The sequence below is a fragment of the Lacibacter sp. genome (assembly GCF_057361365.1).
This window is the reverse complement of record NZ_JBMQSG010000011.1, coordinates 179161-203372: the sequence shown is the minus strand read 5'-3', so window position 1 is coordinate 203372 and position 24212 is coordinate 179161. Positions and strand designations below refer to the sequence as shown.

The 24212-nt window shown below is 40.7% G+C and carries 14 protein-coding genes; 12 read left to right on the top strand and 2 right to left on the bottom strand.

Features of this window, described 5'->3' with window-relative positions:
• The first annotated feature begins 34 nt into the window (after window positions 1-34).
• From ACO1QW_RS10415 to ACO1QW_RS10390, 6 genes are all read left to right on the top strand, one after another.
• The gene (locus ACO1QW_RS10415) at window positions 35-3130 is read left to right on the top strand and encodes a SusC/RagA family TonB-linked outer membrane protein (RefSeq protein WP_486258231.1); all 3096 of its coding nucleotides are present in this window, start codon (window positions 35-37) and stop codon (window positions 3128-3130) included.
• A 19-nt stretch (window positions 3131-3149) separates the two neighbouring features.
• Window positions 3150-4961 (top strand): RagB/SusD family nutrient uptake outer membrane protein, encoded by a 1812-nt coding sequence (locus tag ACO1QW_RS10410; RefSeq protein WP_486258229.1) that lies wholly within the window; start codon window positions 3150-3152, stop codon window positions 4959-4961.
• A 32-nt stretch (window positions 4962-4993) separates the two neighbouring features.
• A complete protein-coding gene (locus ACO1QW_RS10405; protein WP_486258227.1) occupies window positions 4994-5965 on the top strand; it encodes a BT_3987 domain-containing protein in 972 nt (323 codons plus the stop codon).
• A gap of 123 nt (window positions 5966-6088) precedes the next feature.
• Entirely contained in the window at window positions 6089-7027 is a 939-nt protein-coding gene (locus ACO1QW_RS10400; protein ID WP_486258225.1) for a hypothetical protein, read from the top strand.
• 79 nt (window positions 7028-7106) lie between these two features.
• Complete coding sequence (locus tag ACO1QW_RS10395; protein ID WP_486258222.1) at window positions 7107-10076, top strand: GH92 family glycosyl hydrolase; 2970 nt, start codon at window positions 7107-7109, stop codon at window positions 10074-10076.
• A 1-nt stretch (window position 10077) separates the two neighbouring features.
• Window positions 10078-12375, top strand: a complete 2298-nt coding sequence (locus ACO1QW_RS10390) for a GH92 family glycosyl hydrolase (RefSeq protein WP_486258221.1) — start codon at window positions 10078-10080, stop codon at window positions 12373-12375.
• Window positions 12376-12496: 121 nt separating this feature from the next.
• On the opposite strand, the gene ACO1QW_RS10385 is transcribed toward ACO1QW_RS10390, so the two are convergent.
• Complete coding sequence (locus ACO1QW_RS10385) at window positions 12497-13486, bottom strand: glycoside hydrolase family 43 protein (RefSeq protein ID WP_486258219.1); 990 nt, start codon at window positions 13484-13486, stop codon at window positions 12497-12499.
• A gap of 265 nt (window positions 13487-13751) precedes the next feature.
• Between ACO1QW_RS10385 and ACO1QW_RS10380 the strand changes: the two genes are divergently transcribed.
• The 6 genes from ACO1QW_RS10380 (at window position 13752) to ACO1QW_RS10355 (ending at window position 23411) form a co-directional block, all read left to right on the top strand.
• On the top strand, window positions 13752-15437 hold the full coding sequence (locus tag ACO1QW_RS10380; RefSeq protein WP_486258217.1) for an arylsulfatase: 1686 nt from the start codon (window positions 13752-13754) through the stop codon (window positions 15435-15437).
• A gap of 172 nt (window positions 15438-15609) precedes the next feature.
• Window positions 15610-17457: a glycoside hydrolase family 2 protein gene (locus tag ACO1QW_RS10375; protein WP_486258216.1), complete on the top strand. Its 1848-nt coding sequence runs from the start codon at window positions 15610-15612 to the stop codon at window positions 17455-17457.
• A 129-nt stretch (window positions 17458-17586) separates the two neighbouring features.
• Window positions 17587-18687, top strand: a complete 1101-nt coding sequence (locus ACO1QW_RS10370; protein WP_486258214.1) for a glycoside hydrolase family 76 protein — start codon at window positions 17587-17589, stop codon at window positions 18685-18687.
• A gap of 10 nt (window positions 18688-18697) precedes the next feature.
• Window positions 18698-20971, top strand: coding sequence for a GH92 family glycosyl hydrolase (locus tag ACO1QW_RS10365; protein ID WP_486258212.1), 2274 nt, complete (start codon window positions 18698-18700; stop codon window positions 20969-20971).
• A 5-nt stretch (window positions 20972-20976) separates the two neighbouring features.
• Window positions 20977-22401, top strand: coding sequence for a glycoside hydrolase family 125 protein (locus ACO1QW_RS10360; protein WP_486258210.1), 1425 nt, complete (start codon window positions 20977-20979; stop codon window positions 22399-22401).
• 8 nt (window positions 22402-22409) lie between these two features.
• A complete protein-coding gene (locus tag ACO1QW_RS10355) occupies window positions 22410-23411 on the top strand; it encodes a glycoside hydrolase family 43 protein (protein WP_486258208.1) in 1002 nt (333 codons plus the stop codon).
• A 2-nt stretch (window positions 23412-23413) separates the two neighbouring features.
• On the opposite strand, the gene ACO1QW_RS10350 is transcribed toward ACO1QW_RS10355, so the two are convergent.
• Window positions 23414-24190, bottom strand: a complete 777-nt coding sequence (locus ACO1QW_RS10350; RefSeq protein WP_486258206.1) for a response regulator transcription factor — start codon at window positions 24188-24190, stop codon at window positions 23414-23416.
• Window positions 24191-24212 lie beyond the last annotated feature (22 nt).

The window sequence follows — 24212 nt, the reverse complement described above, 5'->3', positions numbered from 1 at the left end:
GTATTGCTATCATTTTCTTAAACCAAAACTATTTATGAGCAAAACAATTGCATGTAAACCATTCTTGAGTTTACTGTTGTGCTTCAGCCTGCTTGCCAATTGGGCTACTGCACAAACAACAGTAAAAATCAACGGTGTGGTTAAAGACAGGTTGGACAAAGTTATTTCCGATGTAAGTGTTACCGTTCAAGGTAAAAACAATGTTGGAACAACTACCAATGAAAAAGGTGAGTTTACACTCACTGTTACTACCGGCGATGTGCTGGTATTTTCTTATGTAGGGTTTATTGAAGTTACACGCCCGGTTAACAACACACTTTATTTCGAAATTATCATGGATGCCAAACAAGGTAGCCAGGAAGAAGTAGTTGTTGTGGGCTTTGGTAAGGCAAAAAAGATCAGCTTGGTTGGAGCTCAATCAACGGTAAACGTTACAGAGTTGAAACAACCTGTTGCTAACCTTAGTACAGTACTCGCCGGCCGTGTATCGGGTATAGTCGGTGTGCAACGTACAGGTTTACCGGGTGAAAATACAGCTGATCTTTGGATTAGGGGTATTTCAACATTCGGGCCGAATGGGTCTGGTGCTTTAGTTATTATTGATGGTGTACAGGGACGTGATATCAATTCACTCGATCCTGAAGACATTGCTTCCTTCACTATATTGAAAGATGCATCGGCTACGGCCGTTTATGGTGTGGCAGGTGCTAATGGCGTAATTCTCATCAACACTAAAAAGGGTAAAGCAGCAAAAGCTGTGTTGAAGTTTAATTACAACCAAGGTATTACAGCATTCACCAAACTTCCTCAGCAAACGGGTGCCGAATCATATATGAATCTGCGTAATGAAGCACGCATTGCATCTGGGCTTGCTGCAGAATATTCTCAGGCTTATATTGATTCAACATTAAAAGGTAATCAACCATACCTCTATCCAAATGTTGACTGGATGAAAGAGATATTTAATAAATCAGGCGTTACACGTCGTTTTAACTTTAGTGCAAGTGGCGGTGCTGAATTAGCAAACTATTATGTGGCGCTGGCATATTATGATGAACAAAGCTTGCTGAAAACAGACGGCTCCCAAAGTTATGAATCTGATCAACGTTTCAAACGTTACAACTTCACCAGCAACATTAACATGAGCTGGACAAAGACAACTAAGTTCGATTTGGGTATTCAAGGTTATATCACCAATCTCAACACGCCTGGGTATAATGCACAGCAGGCGTTCAGAGAAGTGATGCAAACAACGCCAATACTCTATCCGAAGATGTATCCGGGAAATCTTGTGCCCGGTATTAATGCTGCTAACGCACAACGTAATCCTTACGAAGAAATTACACAAACAGGTTATGTAAACATCGCCAGCAACCAGGTTTATTCAAATGCAAGAATCACGCAGGATCTGAAAGCAATACTTCCGGGTTTATCTGTGTATGGTTTATATTCCTTTGATGCATTCAACTCACAAACCATAAGCCGCACACGACAGCGTAATACGTACAAAATAAATCCTATTACTCCCTATAATGCCGACGGTTCGGTGAATTTGTTGCCTGTTATCACGTCAGGTTCCGATAACCTCGCTTATGGAAGAGGTAATGGTGGCAACAGATCCTACTATCTTGAAACAGCACTGAATTATGACCGTGAGTTTAAAAAAGATCATCGTGTTACAGGTTTGCTATTGTATAATCAACGTTCATATATTGATGCGTTCGCAGGCGATCTTACCGCATCGTTACCTTTTAGAAGTATGGGTGCCGCTGGTCGTGGTACTTATTCCTTTCAGGATAAATATTTTGCTGAAGTAAACTTTGGGTACAATGGTTCTGAGAACTTTGCACCAGAAAACCGTTTTGGTTTCTTCCCTTCCATTGGATTGGGCTGGGTTGTATCAAGAGAGAAATTCTTTGAAGCTGTACAGCCCGTATTTCAGTTCTTCAAGATTCGTTACTCTGATGGTTTAGTAGGTGCCGGCTCCGGTGGTCGTCGTTTTGGTTTTTTAACTACGGTAGTAGACAATGCAGCTGGCTACTTATGGGGCAATGGTACATCTAACCAACCCAGTAACGGCGGAGTGCAGGTGCAATTTTATGGCGCACCTGTTCAGTGGTCTAAATCACGCAAACAAGATCTGGGTATTGAATTCAAAACATTGGATTCACGACTCTCTGTTATTCTCGACTTCTTTAAGGAACACAGAACAGGTGTGTTTCTTCAAAGAGCAAGTCTTCCTGCTTATGTTGGTTTAAACAATAATCCTTTTGGTAACCTCGGTGTAATTAACAATGCCGGTTTTGATGCTACAGTTGAAACAACTGCTTTCTACTGGGGACAAACCAAATGGGATTTCAGAGGAACGGTTACATATAACCGTGATATGATCATGGAAAATGATCAGCCAACGCAGCCATACCCTTACATGGAGCGTAGAGGTTATAACGCTATATCAACTTATGGCTATACTGCAATCGGACTCTTCAGCAATCAACGTGAAATTGACAATGCTCCTGATCAAACACCATTGGGTGGTATTCCAAGACCGGGAGATATTCGATACAAAGATCTCAACAGCGATGGTTTGATCAACAATCTCGACGTAAGCCGTATTGGTAATGGTGATGTGCCCAATTGGATTTATGGTTTTGGTTTCAATGTTGAATTCAAACGTTTTTATTTAGGTGCTTTCTTCCAGGGTATACAAGGTGCCGACCGTTTGTTGGGTGGTGATGGTATTATTCCATTTAACAACAGCACTGGTCCTGAAAGAAGTAACCTGCTCACTATAGCAGAAGACAGGTGGACAGAAGCAAATCCTAATCCCAATGCATTCTATCCACGTCTTGCATACGGTAACGCAGCCAACAAGAACAATGCTGTTGCAAGTACATGGTGGGTGAAAGACATTTCATTCCTGCGTTTAAAGAGTCTTGCTTTTGGTTACAACTTACCTGAGAAATGGGTGAAGAAAGCGGGCTTCAGAAGTGCACAGATATATGGTCAGGGCTTTAACCTGTTTTACTGGAGCAAGTTTAAATTATGGGATCCTGAATTAAATACTGGTAACGGTGCATCGTATCCCAACATCAGAAACTTCTCTTTGGGTATTGAGTTTACCTTATAATCAATCCAAACAAACGAACATGAAAAAATTATTTCTTTCTATATCTCTTATAACGGCTCTAGTATCAATGAATAGCTGTAAAAAGTATCTTGATACTGTGCCCGACAACATCCTCACCATCGATGATGTATTTAAAACACGTACTAATGTAACACGTTATATCGGTAATATTTACCAGGCAATGCCCAATGAACATGCACAACGTTTTGCAGGTTCAGAAAATTCTGGAGTGTGGACCGGTGCATCGGATGAAGGCAAATACACCTGGGATTTTGTGTATGCCAATAACATGAACAAAAGTGCATGGGCTAACACAGATGGTAACGTGTCGTCCTACTGGGATAATTATTACCGTGCGATTCGGAATGCAACTGATTTTATTCAGCGTATTGACGGAGCTACACAAGAACTTAGTGTTGCCGAAAAAACAAAATTTAAAGGTGAAGCAAGAGCATTAAGAGCTTTCTTTTATTATCAGTTATTACGCATTTACGGTCCCGTTGTAATTCTTGGAGAAGACCTTATTCCGGTTGCGGCTACCCCCGATGAAGTAAATCGCCCACGTACGTCTTTTGATGAATGTATCAGTTTCGTGGTTGATCAACTGGATAAAGCATATACCGAGTTGCCGACACCAAATCCGAATGACGTTTTAGGAAAATTCACAAAACCTGTTGTTAAAGCCTATAAAGTACAGGTGCTGATGTTAGCGGCAAGCCCGCTGTTTAACGGCAATACGGATTATGCCACGTTGAAAAACGATGATGGTAAGAATCTAATCAATCAAACCTACGATGTAAGTAAGTGGACGAAAGCAGCGGCAGCTGCAAAAGATTTTTTGAATGAGTATGCACCGGGCACTTATGATCTGTATCGTGTTTCCGATGCCGATGCGTTTAAAGCAGCTTATTTATCCTGTCGTGATGTAATTACACAAAGCTGGAACAAAGAATGGATCTTTGGTCGTTCTAACTCAGGTTACGGTCTTATTCGTTACGATCGTACACCTTTTCATGCAGGTTATGCCAGTCAACGTGGTGCAGGTTCAAACGGAGCAACACAAGCACAGGTAGATGCGTACTTCATGGCAAATGGTAAACCTATCACCGATCCTACTTCGGGTTATACTGCGACTGGTTTCAGCAGTTTTAAAGCACCGTATGATAATACGACCCGTTCAACGTTCAATCAATGGGTAAACCGTGAACCTCGTTTTTATGTAGGTATTACTTATACAAATAGTGTTTGGTTGTATCCTGATCAGAATACCGGTAATCCGATTATTACCAATATGGAATTTTCAGGTAATTCAGGTCTTGCACAAAGTACATCGGATGTGTCGCCAACAGGTTATATCATTCGCAAAGGTGTTGCTAATACGGATGATGCAAGAGGTAGTTTGTATTTACGTTTAGGCCAGATCTATCTTGATTATGCAGAAGCATTGAATGAATCAAACCCTGCGGATGCAGATATTTTGAAGTATCTCAACTTTATTCGTGAACGTGCAGGTGTGGCGCAGTATGGAGCAGGTGTTAATCCACTGGCTGTTCCTGCGAACCAGGCCGAAATGCGTGCAGCTATTCGTGCAGAAAGAAGAGTAGAGCTTGCGTTTGAAAACATTCGCTATTTCGAAACAAGAAGATGGAAGATAGCAGAGCAAACAGATGCCGGTCCATTTTACGGTATGGACAGAACAAAGAATGGTACAGCATTTTATACCAAAACGTTGTTGGAGACAAGAACTTTCCGCAAGAGAGATTACCTGTTTCCAATTCCTGCAAATGAAGTGTTGAAAAATCCACTCATTAAACAAAACACAGGTTGGTAATTCATTCTATTCATCATCTCATATTAACTAAGATGCAAAAAAATAATCTCTATAAATTCATAGGAGCGATGTTAATAACAGCATCAATAGCTTCCTGTAACAAGCCGGAAGAAGTGAAGCTGGCCAACGAAGGTTCTGTCTATATGCCACAGGCTGTTGGTACAAGAGCTAAGACGGATCTTTTATTTACATCAACCAACACACGCCAAGAACTTGTATTTGGTGCAGCGTATGGTGGTGTAAAATTTGCCGGTTCGGATAACAATGTTTCATTTGTTGTTGATGCTGCAAAAGTGGCTGCTTATAATACTGCAAACGGAACAAACTATACATTGTTACCTGCAACCAGTTACGAACTATCAGGTTTAACTTCAGTTATTCCATCGGGTGCAACAAGTTCAACACCATTAACATTAACTGTAAAAACAAATACAGTTACGCCGGGTGTTCGTTATATATTGCCCATCACTCTATCCAGCGTTACAAGCGGAGAAATTGTTTCAACATTACAAACAACCTATTTCCGCTTCGATACATTGCTGAAAAAATCAATTGATGTTACAGGGCTTGGTACATTGTCAGTGAGCAATGAAAACGACGGTGGCTCTGCTGCTGGCGAAGGTTCACCCAAGCTCACCGATAATGATGTTAACACGAAATACCTGTTTCAATCATGGACTACAGCCCTTGCTACTAATGGTGGTGCATGGTTTAAGCTTCAGTTTGCAACGCCGGTTGCAGTTGGTGCGTATACGATCACATCTGCAAATGATGCTGCATCCCGTGATATGAAAGATTGGAAACTCCAGGGATCGACCGACAATACAACATGGGTTGATATTGATACCCGTACCGGCGAGATGTTTTCAGCACGCTATCTAACAAGACGTTTTGAAGTTCCGGGAACACCGCAGCCTTATTCTTATTACAGAATATTTATGACGGCAAACAACGGTAGCTCGCTTGTGCAGATAGGTGAGTGGCGTTTGATCAGGTACGAATAATTCAACAGAGCTGCAGCAGTTGATCAACTGATTGCTGCAGCTCTTTTTTTTAGATGAATGCAGGATGATTTTGTATCAATAAAACCAACTGCACGGAAAAAGTTCAGGCAAACAAATAAAACAATGAAACGGAATATGCTCGCAAGCGGAATGATGATGGCTTTGTCGGCAGTTGGCTTATTGATATCGGGTTGCAAAAAGAAACAAACGGCAGATACAATACCTCCGCCAGTTATTAATTATGATGTACCCGCATCAACCTGGCAGGAACATTGGTTCGATCATACACAATTAATTTCAAGGGTCTATTATGACACATCACTTGTTGTCTACTTTGACAATGATGTGCAGAAAAGTATTACATGGCCAAATACTTTTGTAAAAGAAGTGTGGCAGTACACAAGAAAAACCTACGGTTACGAATTTGGAACCGATAAGCGACTGTATGCCATTTTTCATGCCGGTAAATATAGTGGTGGCCATCCGGGTTATTATTACAGTAACCGCCACGATAATAAAAATGTGATTGACTGTGGTTCATCAAGTCTTAACGCATGGACAAGCGGAACCGGCAACGATTTGGATCTTGTAACACATGAAGTAGGACATGTAGTAGAAAGTGCAAATAATAACGCAAAGGGCTCGCCTGCATTTTCCATTTGGAGAGACAGCAAATGGATGGAAATTTATATTTACGACGTTTACCGTGGACTCGGTCGCACTGCAGATGCTGATCGTTGGTATAACCTGATGATGACTACAACAGATAACTTTCCTCAAACCAATACACAGTGGTTTAAGAATTGGTTTTACCCAATCTACAATCAATATGGTAATAGCGCTGTATTAAATAAATTTTTTAAGCTGCTTGAAGCTAATTTCCCCAAAGATGGAAACCGGCAATACTCGAGAGACATGAACTGGGGTGAGTTTATTCATTTTTGGAGTGGGGCAGCAGGTGTAAATTTAAAACCGCTTGCCACAACAGCTTTTGGCTGGCCTGCAGAATGGGAAACTCAGTTCAATAAAGCAAAAACAGATTTTCCGTCTGTAACATATTGAATACATTCTGGTAACAATCAATGCATTTCTTCTGAAAAATAATTTTACTTCGCAATACAATTAAAGGATCAACTTCAACATGTTTAAAAGAAAAATAGCGATAGCGGCAATAGCCCTGTCATGTGCAGCTGCAGTATCAGCCCAGGTGAAAGATCTAGTACAATATGTAAATCCGCTGATGGGAACATTATCGAAACCTGATTTGTCGAATGGTAATACCTACCCGGCAATTGGAACTCCCTGGCCAATGAATATGTGGACGCCGCAAACAGGCGAGAATGGAAATGGTTGGCAATACACTTACACAGCTGATAAGATCCGTGGATTTAAGCAAACACATCAGCCATCACCATGGATGAATGATTACGGCTTGTTTTCAATTATGCCCGTTTCAAAAAGATCCGTTTTTAAACAGGAACAAAGAGCAAGTTGGTTTACACATAAAACAGAAGTGGCACAGCCGCATTACTACAGTGTGTACCTGGCCGATCATAATATCACAACAGAGATCACTCCAACAGAACGTGCAGCAATTTTTCGCATCACTTATCATTCAACGGATAGTGCATTTGTAGTGGTGGATGGTTTCCGCCGAGGTAGTTATATTAAGATTATTCCCGAAGAAAACAAGATCGTTGGTTACAGCACGTACCATGCAAGAGGCCGATTGAAAAATTTTGCCAACTATTTTGTATTGCAGTTCAATACTCCGTTTACGTTTAAAAAAGTTTGGTCGAAGGATGCATATGTAGATGGACTGGAAGTTAAAGCTGATACCACAGGCGCAGTAATTGGTTTCAACATCAGCAAAGCAAATCAACAGGTGATTGTTAAAACATCATCTTCATTCATCAGTATTGAACAAGCCGAACTGAATTTGAAAAATGAAGTGGGCAACAAAACATTTGATGCTGTAAAAGCAGAAACACAAAAACTGTGGAATGATGTATTGGGTAAAATACAGGTAGAAGGTGCAACTGAAGAACAACTGAAAACATTTTACTCTTGCTACTATCGTGCAGTGATGTTCCCGAACAAACTGTACGAGAAAAATGCGGCTGGAGAAATTGTGCACTACAGTCCATACAATGGAAAAACCGAAAAAGGTTATTTGTATGGCGGCACAGGTTTCTGGGATACGTTCCGTGCATTGTATCCATTCCTCAATTTGATGTATCCATCTGTAAACAAGGAAATGCAGGAAGGTTTGCTGAATGCATATAAAGAAGGTGGCTTTCTTCCTGAATGGAGCAGTCCCGGGTTTGCAGATATAATGGTTGGAAATAACTCAGCTTCTGTTGTGGCAGATGCGTATTTGAAAAGCGCAAAGATTGCTGATATCAATAAATTGTATGAAGGCTTATTGAACGGTGCCAACAATGAAGGGCCAATGCATGCGGTAGGGCGTTATGGTGTAAAATATTACAATGCACTTGGCTATGTGCCTTACAATGTAAAGATCAATGAGAATGTTGCACGTACATTGGAATATGCATACGATGATTTCACCATTTTCAAACTGGCGCAGAAGCTTGGTCGTCCTACATCTGAAATTGAGTTGTATGCACAGCGTTCACTTAACTACAGAAATGTTTTTGATCAACAACATAAACTGATGCGTGGCAAAAATGCACAAGGCGATTTCCAGGCACCATTCAATCCGTTGAAATGGGGAGATGCATTTACCGAAGGCAACAGTTGGCATTACACATGGAGTGTGTTTCATGATATTGACAACCTGGCAAACCTGATGGGCGGACGTAAACAGTTTGCAAACATGCTCGATTCTGTGTTTTCATTACCTCCAATTTTTGATGATAGTTACTACGGTGGTACCATTCATGAAATCCGTGAAATGCAGATCGCTAACATGGGGCAGTATGCACATGGTAACCAGCCGATTCAACACATGATCTATCTCTACAATTATGCAGGTGAATCGTACAAAACACAATATTGGGTGCGTGAAGCAATGAATCGTTTGTACAAACCAACGCCCGATGGTTATTGTGGTGATGAAGACAATGGACAGACATCAGCCTGGTATATTTTCTCAGCAATGGGCTTTTATCCTGTTTGCCCGGGAAGCGATCAGTATGTAATAGGTGCGCCATTGTTTAAGAAAGCAACCTTAACGTTTGAAGACGGAAAGAAATTTGTGATAAATGCCCCGGCTAACAGTGCAAGTAACCGTTATGTAAAAACACAAACATTGAATGGCGCAGCTTACAGCAAAACATGGCTTTCTTATTTTGATGTGATCAAAGGCGGAACGTTTGCGCTAAACATGAGCAGCACGCCTGAAAAAGCAAGAGTAACTAAAGAATCGGATCTGCCATATTCATTTTCAAAAGATGAAAAAGCACTTTTTGATAAAGTGAAAGGTATTCAGCCTCCGGGTTTATCAACCATTACTTTACCTGCAAAGCCTGACACAATCTCAAAGAATGGTCTAACACTTTACATGATCGATGAAGAAAGCAGCCTGACAAAGGAATTCAAACAACGAATGATCGATGCATTCTTTTTGCAATATCCAAAGCTGATTCAGAAGTATAATCTCAATGCCAAGAAGGCGATCAACTTTGTGATCGATCCGAAATACGATGGAGTAGCTGTTACAACTGCAGACAACCGCATTGTGTACAACCCGGCATGGTTTCATAAAAACCCCGAAGACATTGATGTGGTAACACATGAACTGATGCACGTAACGCAGGCCTACAAATTCAATAATGTACCGGGTTGGGTTACAGAAGGCATTGCAGATTATGTGCGTGCAACAGAAGGAATCAATAATGTAAAAGGTAAATGGGCGATGCCTGAGTTGCAGGCAACACATAGTTATAAAAGTGCCTACCGCATTACTGCACGTTTCCTTTTATGGATCACACAGAAATACCAAAAGGATTTTGTGGTGAAATTAGATGATGCTGCACGTACAAATAAATACTCTGCTGATTTCTGGAAAACAAACACAGGGAAAACAGTGGATGAATTATGGACAGAGTATAGTGCAAGTCCCAAAGTTGAGATCACTTACAATTAGAATGATGAAGATGTTGAATAAAATAAAAGCAAGTGCATGGATTGTGGCGTTGGGAATAACAGCAGCTGCATCTGCACAAACAAAGTTAACGTCGTATGTAAATCCGTTGATCGGTACGGCGAAAATGGGACATACCTTTCCCGGTGCTACGGTACCGTTTGGAATGGTGCAGTTGAGCCCTGATACAGATACTTTACAATATTTAGATAAAGGACGTTACAATCCCAACATGTATAAGTATTGTGCAGGTTATCAATACACTGATAAAACAATTGTTGGGTTTAGTCATACACATTTCAGCGGCACTGGCCATTCAGATCTGGGTGATTTTTTAGTGATGCCAACAGTCGGTGCGTTGAAATTGAATCCCGGTGTAGCAACTGTGTCACGCAGTGGTTACCGTTCTGCTTATAGTCATGAAACAGAAAAAGCAAGTCCCGGTTATTACAGCGTTGTGTTGGATGATTACAAAGTAAAAGCCGAGTTGACCGCTACTGAGCGGGTAGGATTTCATCAATATACTTTTCCGGAAGCAAACGATGCACATATCATCCTCGATATGGTGCATGGCATTTACAATTATCCCGAAAAAAATGTGTGGACGTTTGTGCGTGTAGAAAACGACACACTGATTACCGGTTATCGCCAAACATTGGGCTGGGCAAGAACAAGAACTGTTTATTTCGCTATTACGTTTTCAAAATCAATTAAAAGTTATGGCAGTGTAAACGAAAAGCAGGAAATGTATGGCGGCTTTTGGCGCAAGTTCAACCAGAAAGAAAACTTTCCAGATCTCGCAGGTCGTCAGTTAAAACTCTATTTTAACTTCGATACAAAGGCTAATGAAAAAGTGAAGATGAAGTTTGCGTTGTCGGGTGTAAGTTCTGCAGGCGCATTGCTCAATCTGCGCACTGAAATTCCCCATTGGAATTTTGAACAAACAGTTGCTGAAGCAAGTGCAAAGTGGGAGAAAGAATTGCAACGCATTCAGATCGATGCAAACCAGGAAACGAAGCAGAATTTTTACACGGCCATGTATCATGCGTTTATTGCGCCAAATACATTCATGGATGTAGATGGGCAATACCGTGGGCTTGATCAGAACAATCATAAAGCAGAGGGCTTTACTAACTATACCACGTTTTCGTTGTGGGATACCTATCGTGCATTGCATCCGTTGTACAATCTTGTGCAGCAGAAACGAAACAGCGATATGGTGAAATCGATGATGGCGCATTACAACCAAAGTGCATTGCATATGCTGCCCATCTGGAGCCATTACGCCAACGATAACTGGTGCATGAGTGGTTACCACAGTGCAGCAGTATTGGCTGATGCAATTGTAAAAGGCACAACCGATGTGGATGCAAGTGCAGCGTTAGATGCATGTATTGCCACTGCACGCCGCAGCAATTACGAAGGAATAGGAGAGTACATCAAGTATGGTTATATCCCAACGGAAAAATCAGGCGTATCAATTTCTAATACGTTGGAATATGCTTATGATGATTGGGCCATTGCACAACTGGCAAAGAAAGTGGGGCGTATGGATGTGTATGATGAGTTCATCAAACGTTCAGCCAATTACAAAAATGTATTCGATAAAGATGGTTTTGTAAAACGCAAAGATGCAAATGGCAACTTCCTACCCAATGCCGATCTGTTGAGTACACATGGACAAGGATTGATCGAAGGCAACTCATGGAACTACAGTTTCTTTGTGCCGCACAATCCAACTGATCTGATTACATTAATGGGTGGCACGAAAAAGTTTTTAGCCAATATGGATTCGTTGTTCACCATGTATTTGCCCGATAAATATTTTGCAGAAACAGAAGACATCACACGTGAAGGAATTATTGGAACTTATGTACATGGCAACGAACCTGCGCATCACGTAGCTTATTTATACAATTTTGCAGGCAAGCCCTGGAAAACACAGGAGCTGATCCGCCGCATTTTAGCCAATCAATACAAACCAACTGTTGATGGGTTGGGTGGCAATGATGATTGCGGACAAATGAGTGCGTGGTATATTTTCAGTTCACTCGGTTTCTATCCAGTTGCTCCTGGCTCGGATGAATATGAGATCGGCAGTCCGATCGTAAACAATGCAATATTCAATTTAGAGAATGGAAAACAATTGAAGATTACAGTGCAGAACCAGGGTGAAAAGAATATGTATGTAAAAACGGTTCTGATTAATGGGAAAGCATTAACCGGAACTGCTCTAAAACATGCAGACTTAATGAATGGTGGTGAAGTTGTTTTTGTGATGACGAACAAACATAGCAAATGATTATTGAGAAATAAATCCTGCAGTGTTTTCTAACCGAGCAGGCATAACGCAAGCAGCAAGCGTTTTAGAGTTAAGCATCAGCAGTTAAGAAAAACGGCAACTTTCCAGTTGCCGTTCGTTTTTATTTTATCTTTCTTGCTTTCACTCCTTCATTTGTTATGACAACAGGCTTAATAAATCCATTTTCATCAAACGATAAATATTCAATACAGGTTTCTCTTGAGTTGCCATCTTTTTCCGTTAACGGTCGACGGTGATAAATAATATACCACTCATCTGTTCCGGGAATATTGATCACAGAATGATGCCCGGCACCTGTAGCGATCTTGGGATCTTGTTGTAAAATTTTTCCAACACGCTTGAATGGTCCAAAAGGCGAATCGCCAATTGCATATGCCACGCTATAGTTCGGTCCCGTCCATCCACCTTCCGACCACATAAAATAATATTTCCCATTGCGGATAAACATGAATGGTCCTTCCACATAATTTTCAGGAGTAATTTCTTTAAACGTAGTTGTGTCGTTGAATGGAATAAATCCTGTGAAATCATCTTTCAGTTGTGCAATATTGCAGTGACGCCATCCTCCATAAATAAGATAGTACTTGCCGTCTTTATCATGAAACACAAACTGATCGATAGGCTGTGCACCATTGTAAAATTTATCAACGAGCGGTTTACCTAAATGATCTTTGTATGGTCCTTGTGGTTTATCTGCAACAGCCACACCAATGCCGCCATATTCATTGTTGTTCTGAATATCATTGGCACCAAAGAATAAGAAGTATTTGTTTTTCTTTTTAATGATTGAAGGAGCCCATACCGCACGCTTGGCCCATTTTATTACAGCTGTATCCACAATGCGTTCATGCTTTGTCCAGTTAACAAGATCTTTCGATGAAAATGCATCAAAGAAAACCTGCTTGCCGTAAGGCGCAGAATAAGTCGGGAAGATCCAGTACTGTTTATCAAAGATGATCGCTTCCGGATCGGCATACCATCCTTTAAATAAAGGGTTGCCTGATTGTTCTTTTTTTGTTTGCTGAGCAAAAACATTTGAGAACATACTTATAGAAAGTAGCGATGCTGCAATGAGTTGTTTTTTGTTCATATCTGTTTTTTTAATGCGTCAAGACTGTATAAAAATAATTCAATCGGGTTGGATAAAATGGTAATAAAAATTAAATAACGAACTTACGCCGTAGGCTGTTTTGGATAACAAAACGATGCAGGTTTTTCCTGCAACTGAAACAGAACGGCAAAATATTGAAACAGCAGGAATAAGTGATGCGAAATGTTTTAAGGTGCTTTACATCAAACGATCTGTTTTGTGTTTGAAACAAAGAACACAAGCCATTTTCTAACGGATGATTCACATGAAGCCATTTTTCCAAATTTCAATAGTAGTTACATTTCTACTGCTGGCAAATGCAGCAGATGCACAAAAGTCAGCAATAAAATCTGCATACAAGAAGCGACCAAACATTATCCTCATCATGGCCGATGATCTCGGCTATTCTGATCTTGGATGTTATGGCGGCGAAATACAAACACCCAACCTCGATTATCTTGCAGCAAACGGTGTTCGCTTCCGTAATTTTTATAATACATCACGCTGTTGCCCAACAAGAGCTTCGTTACTTACAGGCTTATACAATCACCAGGCAGGCATTGGTGAAATGACTACGCCCCGTAAAGAAGAAGGTTATCGTGGATTTATTACGCCTAATGCCGTTACAGTTGCCGAAGTATTGTATGCAGCGGGTTACCGCACAGCTATGACGGGTAAATGGCATGTGTCGAATACCATTGAACAACCCACAAAAGAGGAGCAGGTAAAATGGCTCAATCATCAAACATCGCATCCATTCTTTTCACCAGTTGAGCAATACCCAACAAGCAGGGGTTTTGAAAAATACTATGGAAATATTTTTGGTGTAGTTGATTTCTTCGATCCCTTCAGTTTGGTAAACGGGACAACGCCTGTAGCAAAAGTGCCGGCCGGTTACTATCATACAGATGCGATCAATGACACGACTGTAACTTATATTAAGCAGTTTAGCAAAGGTGAACAGCCATTCTTTATTTATGTTGCACAAACAGCTCCGCATTGGCCTTTACATGCATTGCCGGAGGATATTAAAAAGTACGAGCAAACATACGAAACAGGGTGGGATGCAATTCGTATAGCACGTTACAAAAAAATGGCAAAGCTTGGGTTGATCGATTCTACAGTAACGAAACTTTCTCCAAGAATTAATAACGATCTCAATTGGGAAAACAATCCAACAAAAGACTGGGATGCACATGCAATGGCCGTGCATGCGGCAATGATCGACAGAATGGATCAGGGCATTGGTCGCATCATCAACACATTAAAAGAAACCGGTGAGCTTGATAATACCGTCATTTTATTTTTAAGTGATAATGGTGCAAGCCCCGAAGACTGTGCAAGGTATGGTCCCGGCTTCGATCGCCCCAACCAAACAAGAGATGGCCGTACTATTTTCTATCCTGTAAACAAAGATGTATTACCAGGCCCTGAAACTTCGTTTGCGTCTATTGGTCATCGTTGGGCCAATGTAGCCAATACTCCGTATCGTTTTGCAAAAGAACAATCGTATGAAGGTGGTGTGCGTACACCTATGATCGCCTTCTGGCCAAAAGGTATCAGCAACAAAGGAAGCTTTTCAGACCAGGTGGGACATGTCATGGATTTCATGCCAACCTTCCTGCAGCTTACATCTGCTGAGTATCCAAAAACATTTAAAGGCAATACTATAACAGCTTACAGTGGTATTAGTTTAGTGCCAGCATTTAACACAAAAGCAAAACTGCAGCCCCGGGTTTTGTACAACGAACATTTTAAAGCAAGATATGTGCGTGATGCAAAGTGGAAACTCGTTTCATTAGCCGGTGATACAACGTGGCGTTTATATAATATGGATGAAGATGAAACAGAATTAAATGATCTGTCGGAAAAATATCCGGAAATTGTTAAGAAACTTTCTGTGAAATGGCGCAACTGGGCATTAACACATGCTGTGTTACCTAAACCATAAATTGATACGGAGCTTAAAACACTGATCGATTGCATTTGAAATACCTTTGATGAAACACATTTACAAACTTTAGAAACATTTGAGATAATTGAGAAACATTGATGCGGGTATTTTGCAGTCGATAGATCTGCATTGTTTGATCGCTTAACTTTATTTCACACATTTTTTGATTATGAAAAAATCGCTTGCCATCCTTTTATTTCTTTCTGCGCATTTTACCTATGCCCAGCAATGGAAAATAGTTCCCGGAAAGATCAGCTCTCCATGGGCTGACAAAGTAAATCCTGCTAATACATTACCTGATTATCCACGACCACAACTCGTTAGAACTAACTGGACAAATCTTAACGGGATGTGGGATTACGCTATTCTGCCAAAAACAGAGCAAAGCATTCCTGCAGCATCACAAGGAAATATTCTTGTTCCGTTTGCTGTTGAATCGTCATTATCAGGGGTTGGTAAAACAGTGGGAAAAGACAGCGTGCTTTGGTATAAACGAACAGTAACGATCACGTCAACAAAAAATAAAAATGTATTGTTACACTTTGGTGCTGTGGATTGGGAGTGCACTGTCTTTGTAAATGGAAAAGAGGTGGGCACACACAAAGGTGGATACGACCCGTTTTCATTTGATATCACATCTGCATTAAAGAAAGGCAAAAAGCAGGATATTGCTGTTCGTGTTTGGGATCCGAGTGATGAAGGTCCTCAGCCAAGAGGTAAGCAGGTGAAAAATCCGCATGGCATCTGGTATACACCGGTAACAGGCATCTGGCAAACAGTTTGGGCCGAAACTGTTTCTTCAACTTATATTGCTGAAACAAAACAAACGCCTGATGTCGATCGAAAATCATTGCATGTAACTGCAAAGCTGGAGAATATGCAACCCGGCGATCAGCTTGTTGTGAGTGCATGGGACGGTACAACAAAAATAGCTGAGCAAACAGTTACAAATGGCGAAGCTATATTGGCTGTTGCTAATCCTAAGTTATGGTCAACAACAAATCCTTTTCTCTATAATTTAAAGTATACGATTCTTCGCAAGGGGAAAGCCATTGATGAAGCAACAAGTTATTTTGCCATGCGCAAAATTTCTATGAAGGCTGATGCAAGTGGCATGCAACGTATGTTACTAAACGATCAGTTTGTATTTCAATACGGCCCTCTTGACCAGGGATGGTGGCCTGATGGTTTATATACTGCACCAACTGATGAAGCCCTTAAATTCGATATTGAAAAAACAAAAGAGATGGGCTTTAACATGATCCGCAAACATGTGAAAGTTGAACCTGCACGTTGGTATTACTATTGTGACCTGATGGGAATGTTAGTGTGGCAGGATATGCCTAGTGGTGATCTTGGTAATCGTTGGGAAAGTCGTCCCGGCATTTACGGACGTGCAAGTGATAAGCAACGTACTGCAGAATCAGAATCGATCTTCCGTACAGAGTGGACAGAGATCATGCAGGACCTGCACAATTTCCAAAGCATTGTGGTTTGGGTTCCCTTCAACGAAGCATGGGGTCAATTTAAAACAAAAGAAATCGTTGAATGGACGATGCAAAAAGATCCTTCACGTTTAGTGAACACTGCAAGTGGTGGCAACTTTGAAGATGTGGGACATATAACCGATCTGCACAATTATCCTGAGCCCTTAATGCCACATCCTGATATGTTTGGTAAAACAACTGTGTTGGTGCTTGGTGAGTTCGGTGGTTTAGGTTTGCCGGTTGAGAATCATACATGGCAGGAAAAAAATAACTGGGGCTACCAGAGTTTTAAAAACAATACCGAGTTATGGAACAGGTATGCTGAGTTTGTAAATCGTATCCCTGCACTTATCAAAAAAGGATTGTCTGCAGCAGTGTACACCCAAACAACCGATGTGGAAGTTGAAACCAACGGCATTTTAACTTATGACCGTAAACAAATAAAAATGCCTGTTGACAAACTTTTTCAACTGCATCAGCAATTATACAAAATTAACCTGGATATGAAAGGTTCCATGAGCAAGCAATAATAGTCACTGGCGTGTTTTATAACGTAAGGAAGTGTAAGGCTGATGCATCGTCAATAACATTTGGTTAAGTATTGATGTTGTCGGCCATACACTTTTTCTTATTAGTTTGCTTCTAGAAAATTTATCATGATGAAGAACTATTTGATTCTTTCTCTCACTCTTGCTTTTTTCATTAACCAATCTTTGCCTGCACAGGAAAGTAACTATTACAAAGAAATGAAGCAGCTGCAGGCTGCTATTAAAAAGAACTTTTACGATAGTACAGCAGGGTATTACAAGGAAGTGGTGTCGCCTAAGCCAAACGATAATGCTTATTCGTATCTCTGGCCCATCTGTGCCATGTACCAGGCAGTGCATGAAATTGAAAAGATTGAGAAGGGTACTGATCTCATGCATCCCATGTCACGCATTATTCGTGATTATTACGATCCTGCACCACCGGCTCCCGGCTATGCATCATACATCATGAAATTAAAAGGTGGGGATCGATTTTATGATGATAACCAGTGGATCGGTATTACATCGATGGATGCTTATAGCATAAACAAAGAACTGCAACACCTCAACATTGGCAAAGAAATTTATACCTACATGATGACGGGCTTCGATACTGTACTCACCGGTGGTTTGTATTGGCAGGAAAACAAGAAAGTATCGAAGAACACCTGCTCTAATGGGCCGGGAATTATTCTGGCGCTTCAATTATACCAGGCAACAAAACAAAAAACGTATCTCGATACAGCGCTGTTGTTATACAACTGGGTAAACAAAACACTGAAAGCGCCATCGGGTTTGTATTATGATAACATGAGTGTGAAAAATCGCAAGATCACCACATGGACTTTTTCTTACAACACGGGTACGATGCTGCAGTCAAGTATTTATTTGTATGAATGTACGGGTGATAAAAAGTATTTGCAGGAAGCAACTGCTATTGCAGACAGTTCGCTCGGTTTCTTTTATGGTAGCGGAAAATTCAAAGACAACTACTGGTTCAATGCGGTGTTGCTGCGGGGTTATCAGCATTTATTAAAGTATAATAAAGACACAAAGTATATCAAAGGTTTTCAGCAATGTTTAGATCACGCACTTTCCAACAACAGGAACGGGCAAGGACTTTTTCAGAAGGATCATTTGCTTGATCTTGTAGAACATGGCGGCATGTTGGAAATACTTGCACGCTTTGCATGGCTCCAACAGAAAGGTATTCTAACTAAAAGTCATCATTAAATTAGCAACGATGAGCGCTGATCGTTTTTTCTTAATACTCCTTGTACATGTTATGGCAGTTTGTGCAACAGCACAACAAAAAGAACTGGTGAATTATGTAAACACATTGCAAGGCACCAATTCAAAACATGAATTAACAAGGGGCAATACGTATCCAACCACTGCATTTCCTTTTGCTATGCATACATGGACGCCGCAAACAGGTAAGAACGGCGATGGATGGAAGTACCAGTTTTTCAAAACAACTATTCGTGGTTTTCAGCAAGCGCATCAATGCAGTTCGTGGACAACCGACTATTGTGTGTTTTCGTTTATGCCGGTTACAGGAAAGTTGATTGTAAATGAAGATGAACGTGCAACTGGATTTAAACATGAAAATGAAATTGCAAAGCCACATTATTACAAAGTAAAACTCGATAATGGTATTGTTGCAGAAATGTCGCCAACAGAACGTGGCGCACATTTGCGTTTTCGTTTTCCAAAAACAGGAGCGAGTTACCTGGTGCTGGATGGTTACACCGGTTTCAGCGGAATTAAGATATGGCCGAAAGAACAAAAGATCACCGGTTATGTAAGTAATAACAAGAACAACAAAGGCAGTCTCATTAAAAATTATTTCGAAATTCATTTCGATGAGCCTTTTGTAGATTATGGCACATGGGAAAATCGTAATAACAGCATCAGTGCTGCTAAAACAGAAGGTGAAGGCGGTGGCATTGGTGCATACATCGAATTCAAAAAAGGCGTAGTGGTGCAGGTGAAAACAGCATCATCGTACATCAGCCCCGAACAGGCTGCTCATAATCTCAACAGCGAATTAAGTGCACACAAAACGTTAGACGATACCAAAGCAGCTGCTGCAGCAATATGGAACAAACATCTCGGTCGTATTTTGGTTGAAGGTGGAACAGAAGAACAGAAAGCAACTTTTTATTCCTGCTTCTTCAGAGCGAGTTTGTTTGCAAGACAGTTTTATGAATACGATAAAGATGGTAACCCATATTATTTTAGTCCGTACGACGGAAAAATTCACAAAGGGTACATGTTTACCGATACCGGTTTCTGGGATACATTTCGTGCACAGTTTCCTTTGAATGCATTGATGTATCCCACAATGCATGGCCGCTACATGCAGGCATTGCTCGATGCGCAGGAACAATGTGGCTGGTTGCCATCGTGGAGTTTTCCAGGCGAAGGTGGAAGTATGATCGGCAATCATGCAATTTCGTTATTGGCTGATGCATGGGCAAAAGGCATCCGCACATTCGATCCGCAACGTGCATTAAAAGCTTATCTCAACGAAGCAACAAATAAAGGTCCGTGGGGACCTGCCAACGGAAGAGATGGTTGGAAACAATATTATCAATTAGGTTATGCACCTTATCCGGAAGTGCGTGAGGCAACAGCAAAGACATTGGAATATGCGTATGATGATTTTTGTGGCTACCAGTTAGCGAAAGCAACAGGCAACGAATTTTATCAAAGCATTTTTGCAAGACAGATGTACAACTATAAAAATGTGTACGATGCTTCAACAGGTTTTATGCGTGGACGAAAAGCGAATGGAGAATGGGCTCCCAATTTCGATCCGGTAGAATGGGGCGGGCCTTTTACTGAAGGAAATGCGTGGCATTGGGTATGGTCTGTTTTTCACGATGTGCAAGGCTTGATCAAATTAATGGGCGGTAACAAACAATTCAATACAAAACTTGATTCTGTTTTCTCTGTTCCTAATACAGTAAAGGTTGGAACTTACGGTGGCATGATCCATGAGATGACAGAGATGGTAATGGCCAACATGGGACAGTATGCACACGGTAATCAACCGATACAGCACATGGTTTATTTGTATAACTACAGCGGTGAGCCGTGGAAAGCACAATACCATGCAAGAAATGTAATGGAGAAATTGTACAACTCAACAGAGAATGGGTATCCCGGCGATGAGGATCAAGGGCAAACATCGTCGTGGTATGTTTTAAGTGCCTTAGGTTTTTACAGTGTGTGCCCAGGAACGGATCAATATGTAATGGGTAGTCCGGTGTTTCAGAAAACAACGATCACGTTGGAGAATGGAAAACAGTTTGTGATCGAAGCAAAAAATAACAGCAAAGAAAATATTTACATTCAATCTGCAACACTCAATGGAAAAACGTTCGATCAGAACTGGCTCACGTATGCAGATATAATGAATGGCGGTACATTGCAGTTTGTTATGAACAGTCAACCCGAATTTAAAAGAGGCACAGCCGATAACAGTAAGCCGTTCTCTTTATCAAAATAACAACTATGAACAGAAAACAATTTATACGAAACACGAGTATTGCAGGTGCAGGTGTTTTATTGCATCCTTCTTTTTCTTTTGCAAATAACGGAGTTGAATATCCCATTGTACGTGTAGCAGCAGACAAACGTCATTTTCAAAGTGCAGCTATTGAAAAAGCTATTGCAGAGTTTTCAGCGAACGTAAAAAACAAAGAGCTGACCTGGTTGTTTAACAACTGTTTCCCCAATACATTAGATACGACTGTTTATCACAGCTCAAAAAATGGTCGACCAAATACGTATGTGATCACCGGTGATATTGATGCCATGTGGTTGCGTGACAGTACAGCGCAGGTATCGCCTTATCTTCCGTTTGTAAAAGAAGATAAAGCATTGCAACAGTTGATCGCCGGTGTAATTAACAGGCAGGCGTTTTGCATCAACAAAGATCCATACGCCAATGCATTTTACAACGATGAAACAAAACAAGGCGAGTGGAAGACCGATCATACCGAAATGAAACCCGGTATTCATGAGCGCAAATGGGAGATCGACAGTCTATGTTACCCTGTACGGTTAGCTTACAAATACTGGAAAGCAACCAACGATGCAAGTGTATTTGATGAAAGCTGGAATAAAGCTGCACATTTGATTGTAAAAACATTTAAAGAACAACAACGTAAAACAGGAAAAGGCCCGTACAAGTTCGAACGCAGAACAAGTTGGGCAACCGATGGTGTGCCGCTGGGTGGTTATGGTTATCCTGCAAAACCAGTTGGGTTGATCTTCTCCATGTTCCGGCCAAGTGATGATGCAACCATTTACCCGTTGTTTATACCTGCCAACTTTTTTGCAGTGGTGAGCCTAAAACAAATGGCCGAAATTTTTACATCTGCTTATAAAGACGCTGCTTTTGCAAAAGAATGTACAGCATTAGCAACAGAAGTGGAAACAGCCATAAAGCAATACGGCATTGTTACACATCCGCAATTTGGTAAAGTGTATGCGTACGAAGTAAATGGTTATGGCAGTTTCAATATTATGGACGATGCAAATGTGCCGAGTCTTTTGTCGTTGCCTTACCTGGGAGCAGTTGCTGCAAACGATCCGGTATACATCAACACAAAAAAATTGTTGCTGAGCGAATACAATCCTTTTTTCTTTAAAGGAAAAGCAGGCGAGGGCATTGGTGGTCCGCATGTGGGTGTGGATATGATCTGGCCATTGAGCATTGTGATGCGTGGCCTCACGAGCTCAAACGAAAAAGAAATCAAAGCATGTGTCGACATGTTGCAGCAATCGCATGGCGATACCGGTTTTATGCACGAAGCATTTCACAAGGATGATTCAAAGAAATTCACACGTTCGTGGTTTGCATGGGCCAATACCATTTTCGGTGAATTTTTGTGGAAAGTGTACAAAGAAAAACCGCAATTGCTAAATAGCTGATTAAACTTATGATGCACCTTTTCACCCGCTTGCTTTTGTTGGTATCTTTTCTCACAGTTCATTTTTCATTTGCTGTTGCACAACAGCCAGTAAAAGATCCAACTGCAATTTACTTTGCCGATCCATGCATATTCAATTACAACGGTCTGTATTATCTCTATGGTACAACAGAAGAAAACTCGAATAATGGTTTTGTTGTGTACTTCTCAAAAGATCTTAGGAATTGGAAAAAATCAACTTCACAAGAAGGTTATGCATTAAAGAAGAGTGAAGCATTTGGCAGGTCAGGTTTTTGGGCACCACAAGTGTTTCAACAGAAAGATAGTTTTTACATGGCCTATGTTGCCAATGAAAACATTGCCATTGCAAGATCAATACACCCTGCCGGGCCATTTAAACAAGAGAACAAAAAGCAATTAGATGCACCGGTAAAACAGATCGATCCTTATTTGTTTGTTGATGATGATGGCAAGAAATATCTCTATCATGTGCGTCTTACAAACGGCAATCGCATTTTTGTTGCTGAAATGGAAGATGATCTTTCTGCTATTAAACCATCAACGGTTAAAGAATGTATTGCTGCATCTGAGCAGTGGGAAAATACAAAGAATGTTCCCTGGTCAGTTACAGAAGGCCCAACAGTTATTAAGCATAAGGGCCTGTATTATATGTTTTATACTGCAAATGATTTTCGAAATCCCGATTATGCGGTCGGTTATGCTACTGCCACTTCACCATATGGGCCATGGAAAAAAAGCAGTGATAGTCCGATCATCAGCAGGCATTTGTTGGGAATAAATGGCACCGGACATGGAGATTTTTTTAAAGACAAAAAAGGAAACCTGCTGTATGTGCTTCACACGCATTTCAACGACAGTACTACAGCGCCCAGACGAACAGCGATAATTAAAGTTCGCTTTAAGAAGAATAAAAAGACAGGCATTGATATTTCTGTTGCAGACAAGAAGAGTTTCTATTTTCTGAAAAAAGAAATCGCCACGAAGCATTAAACCTAATGTTTATTTCTTTCTGCCTGCTTTGAGGTTACATAATCTCTCGGCGTTAAATTAAAATGCTTTTGAAAGTTGCGGGAGAAATTGCTTTGTGAACTAAAGCCCACCATGTAAGATATCTCATAGATCTTGTACTGACCTTCAGCCAATAATTCAGCTGCCTTTTTCAATCTTGTAATGTTAATGAGCTCAATAGGTGTTAATACCGATACGGCTTTTATCTTTCTATAAAGCGTAATACGGCTCATGTTCATGATCTTAGCCAGTTTGTTTACGTCAAGATCAACATCGTCAATGTTGCTGGAGATAGCAGTATTCAATTCTTCCAAAAATCGTTCATCTGCCTTTGAATGTTCATTGCTTCTAATATGTACTAATGGTGAACTGGCAAAAAAATCACGGATCATATTCCTGTTTGCAATAAGACTTGCGATCTGTGCATGTAAATGTTCTTTTGAAAAAGGTTTTTCGATATAGGCATCAGCTCCAAGCTCCAATCCTTCTACCTTTGATTGAATAGTATTTTTTGCTGTGAGCAAAATCACTGGTATATGTGAATATTCGAAATTGGATTTAATTCGTTTGCAGAGTTCAAAACCATCAATGCCTGGCATCATTACATCACTTATGACAAGGTTAACAGCTTCTTTACTAAGAATAGATAATGCCTGTTCACCATCTTCAGCTTTCAACACAGTGTACTTGTTGTTGAGCGAACGTTCAAGCAAGTCTAAAATTTCTTCATTATCATCCACAACTAAAATGGGAGGCAACATATTATTCGTTATTAAGTTAAAG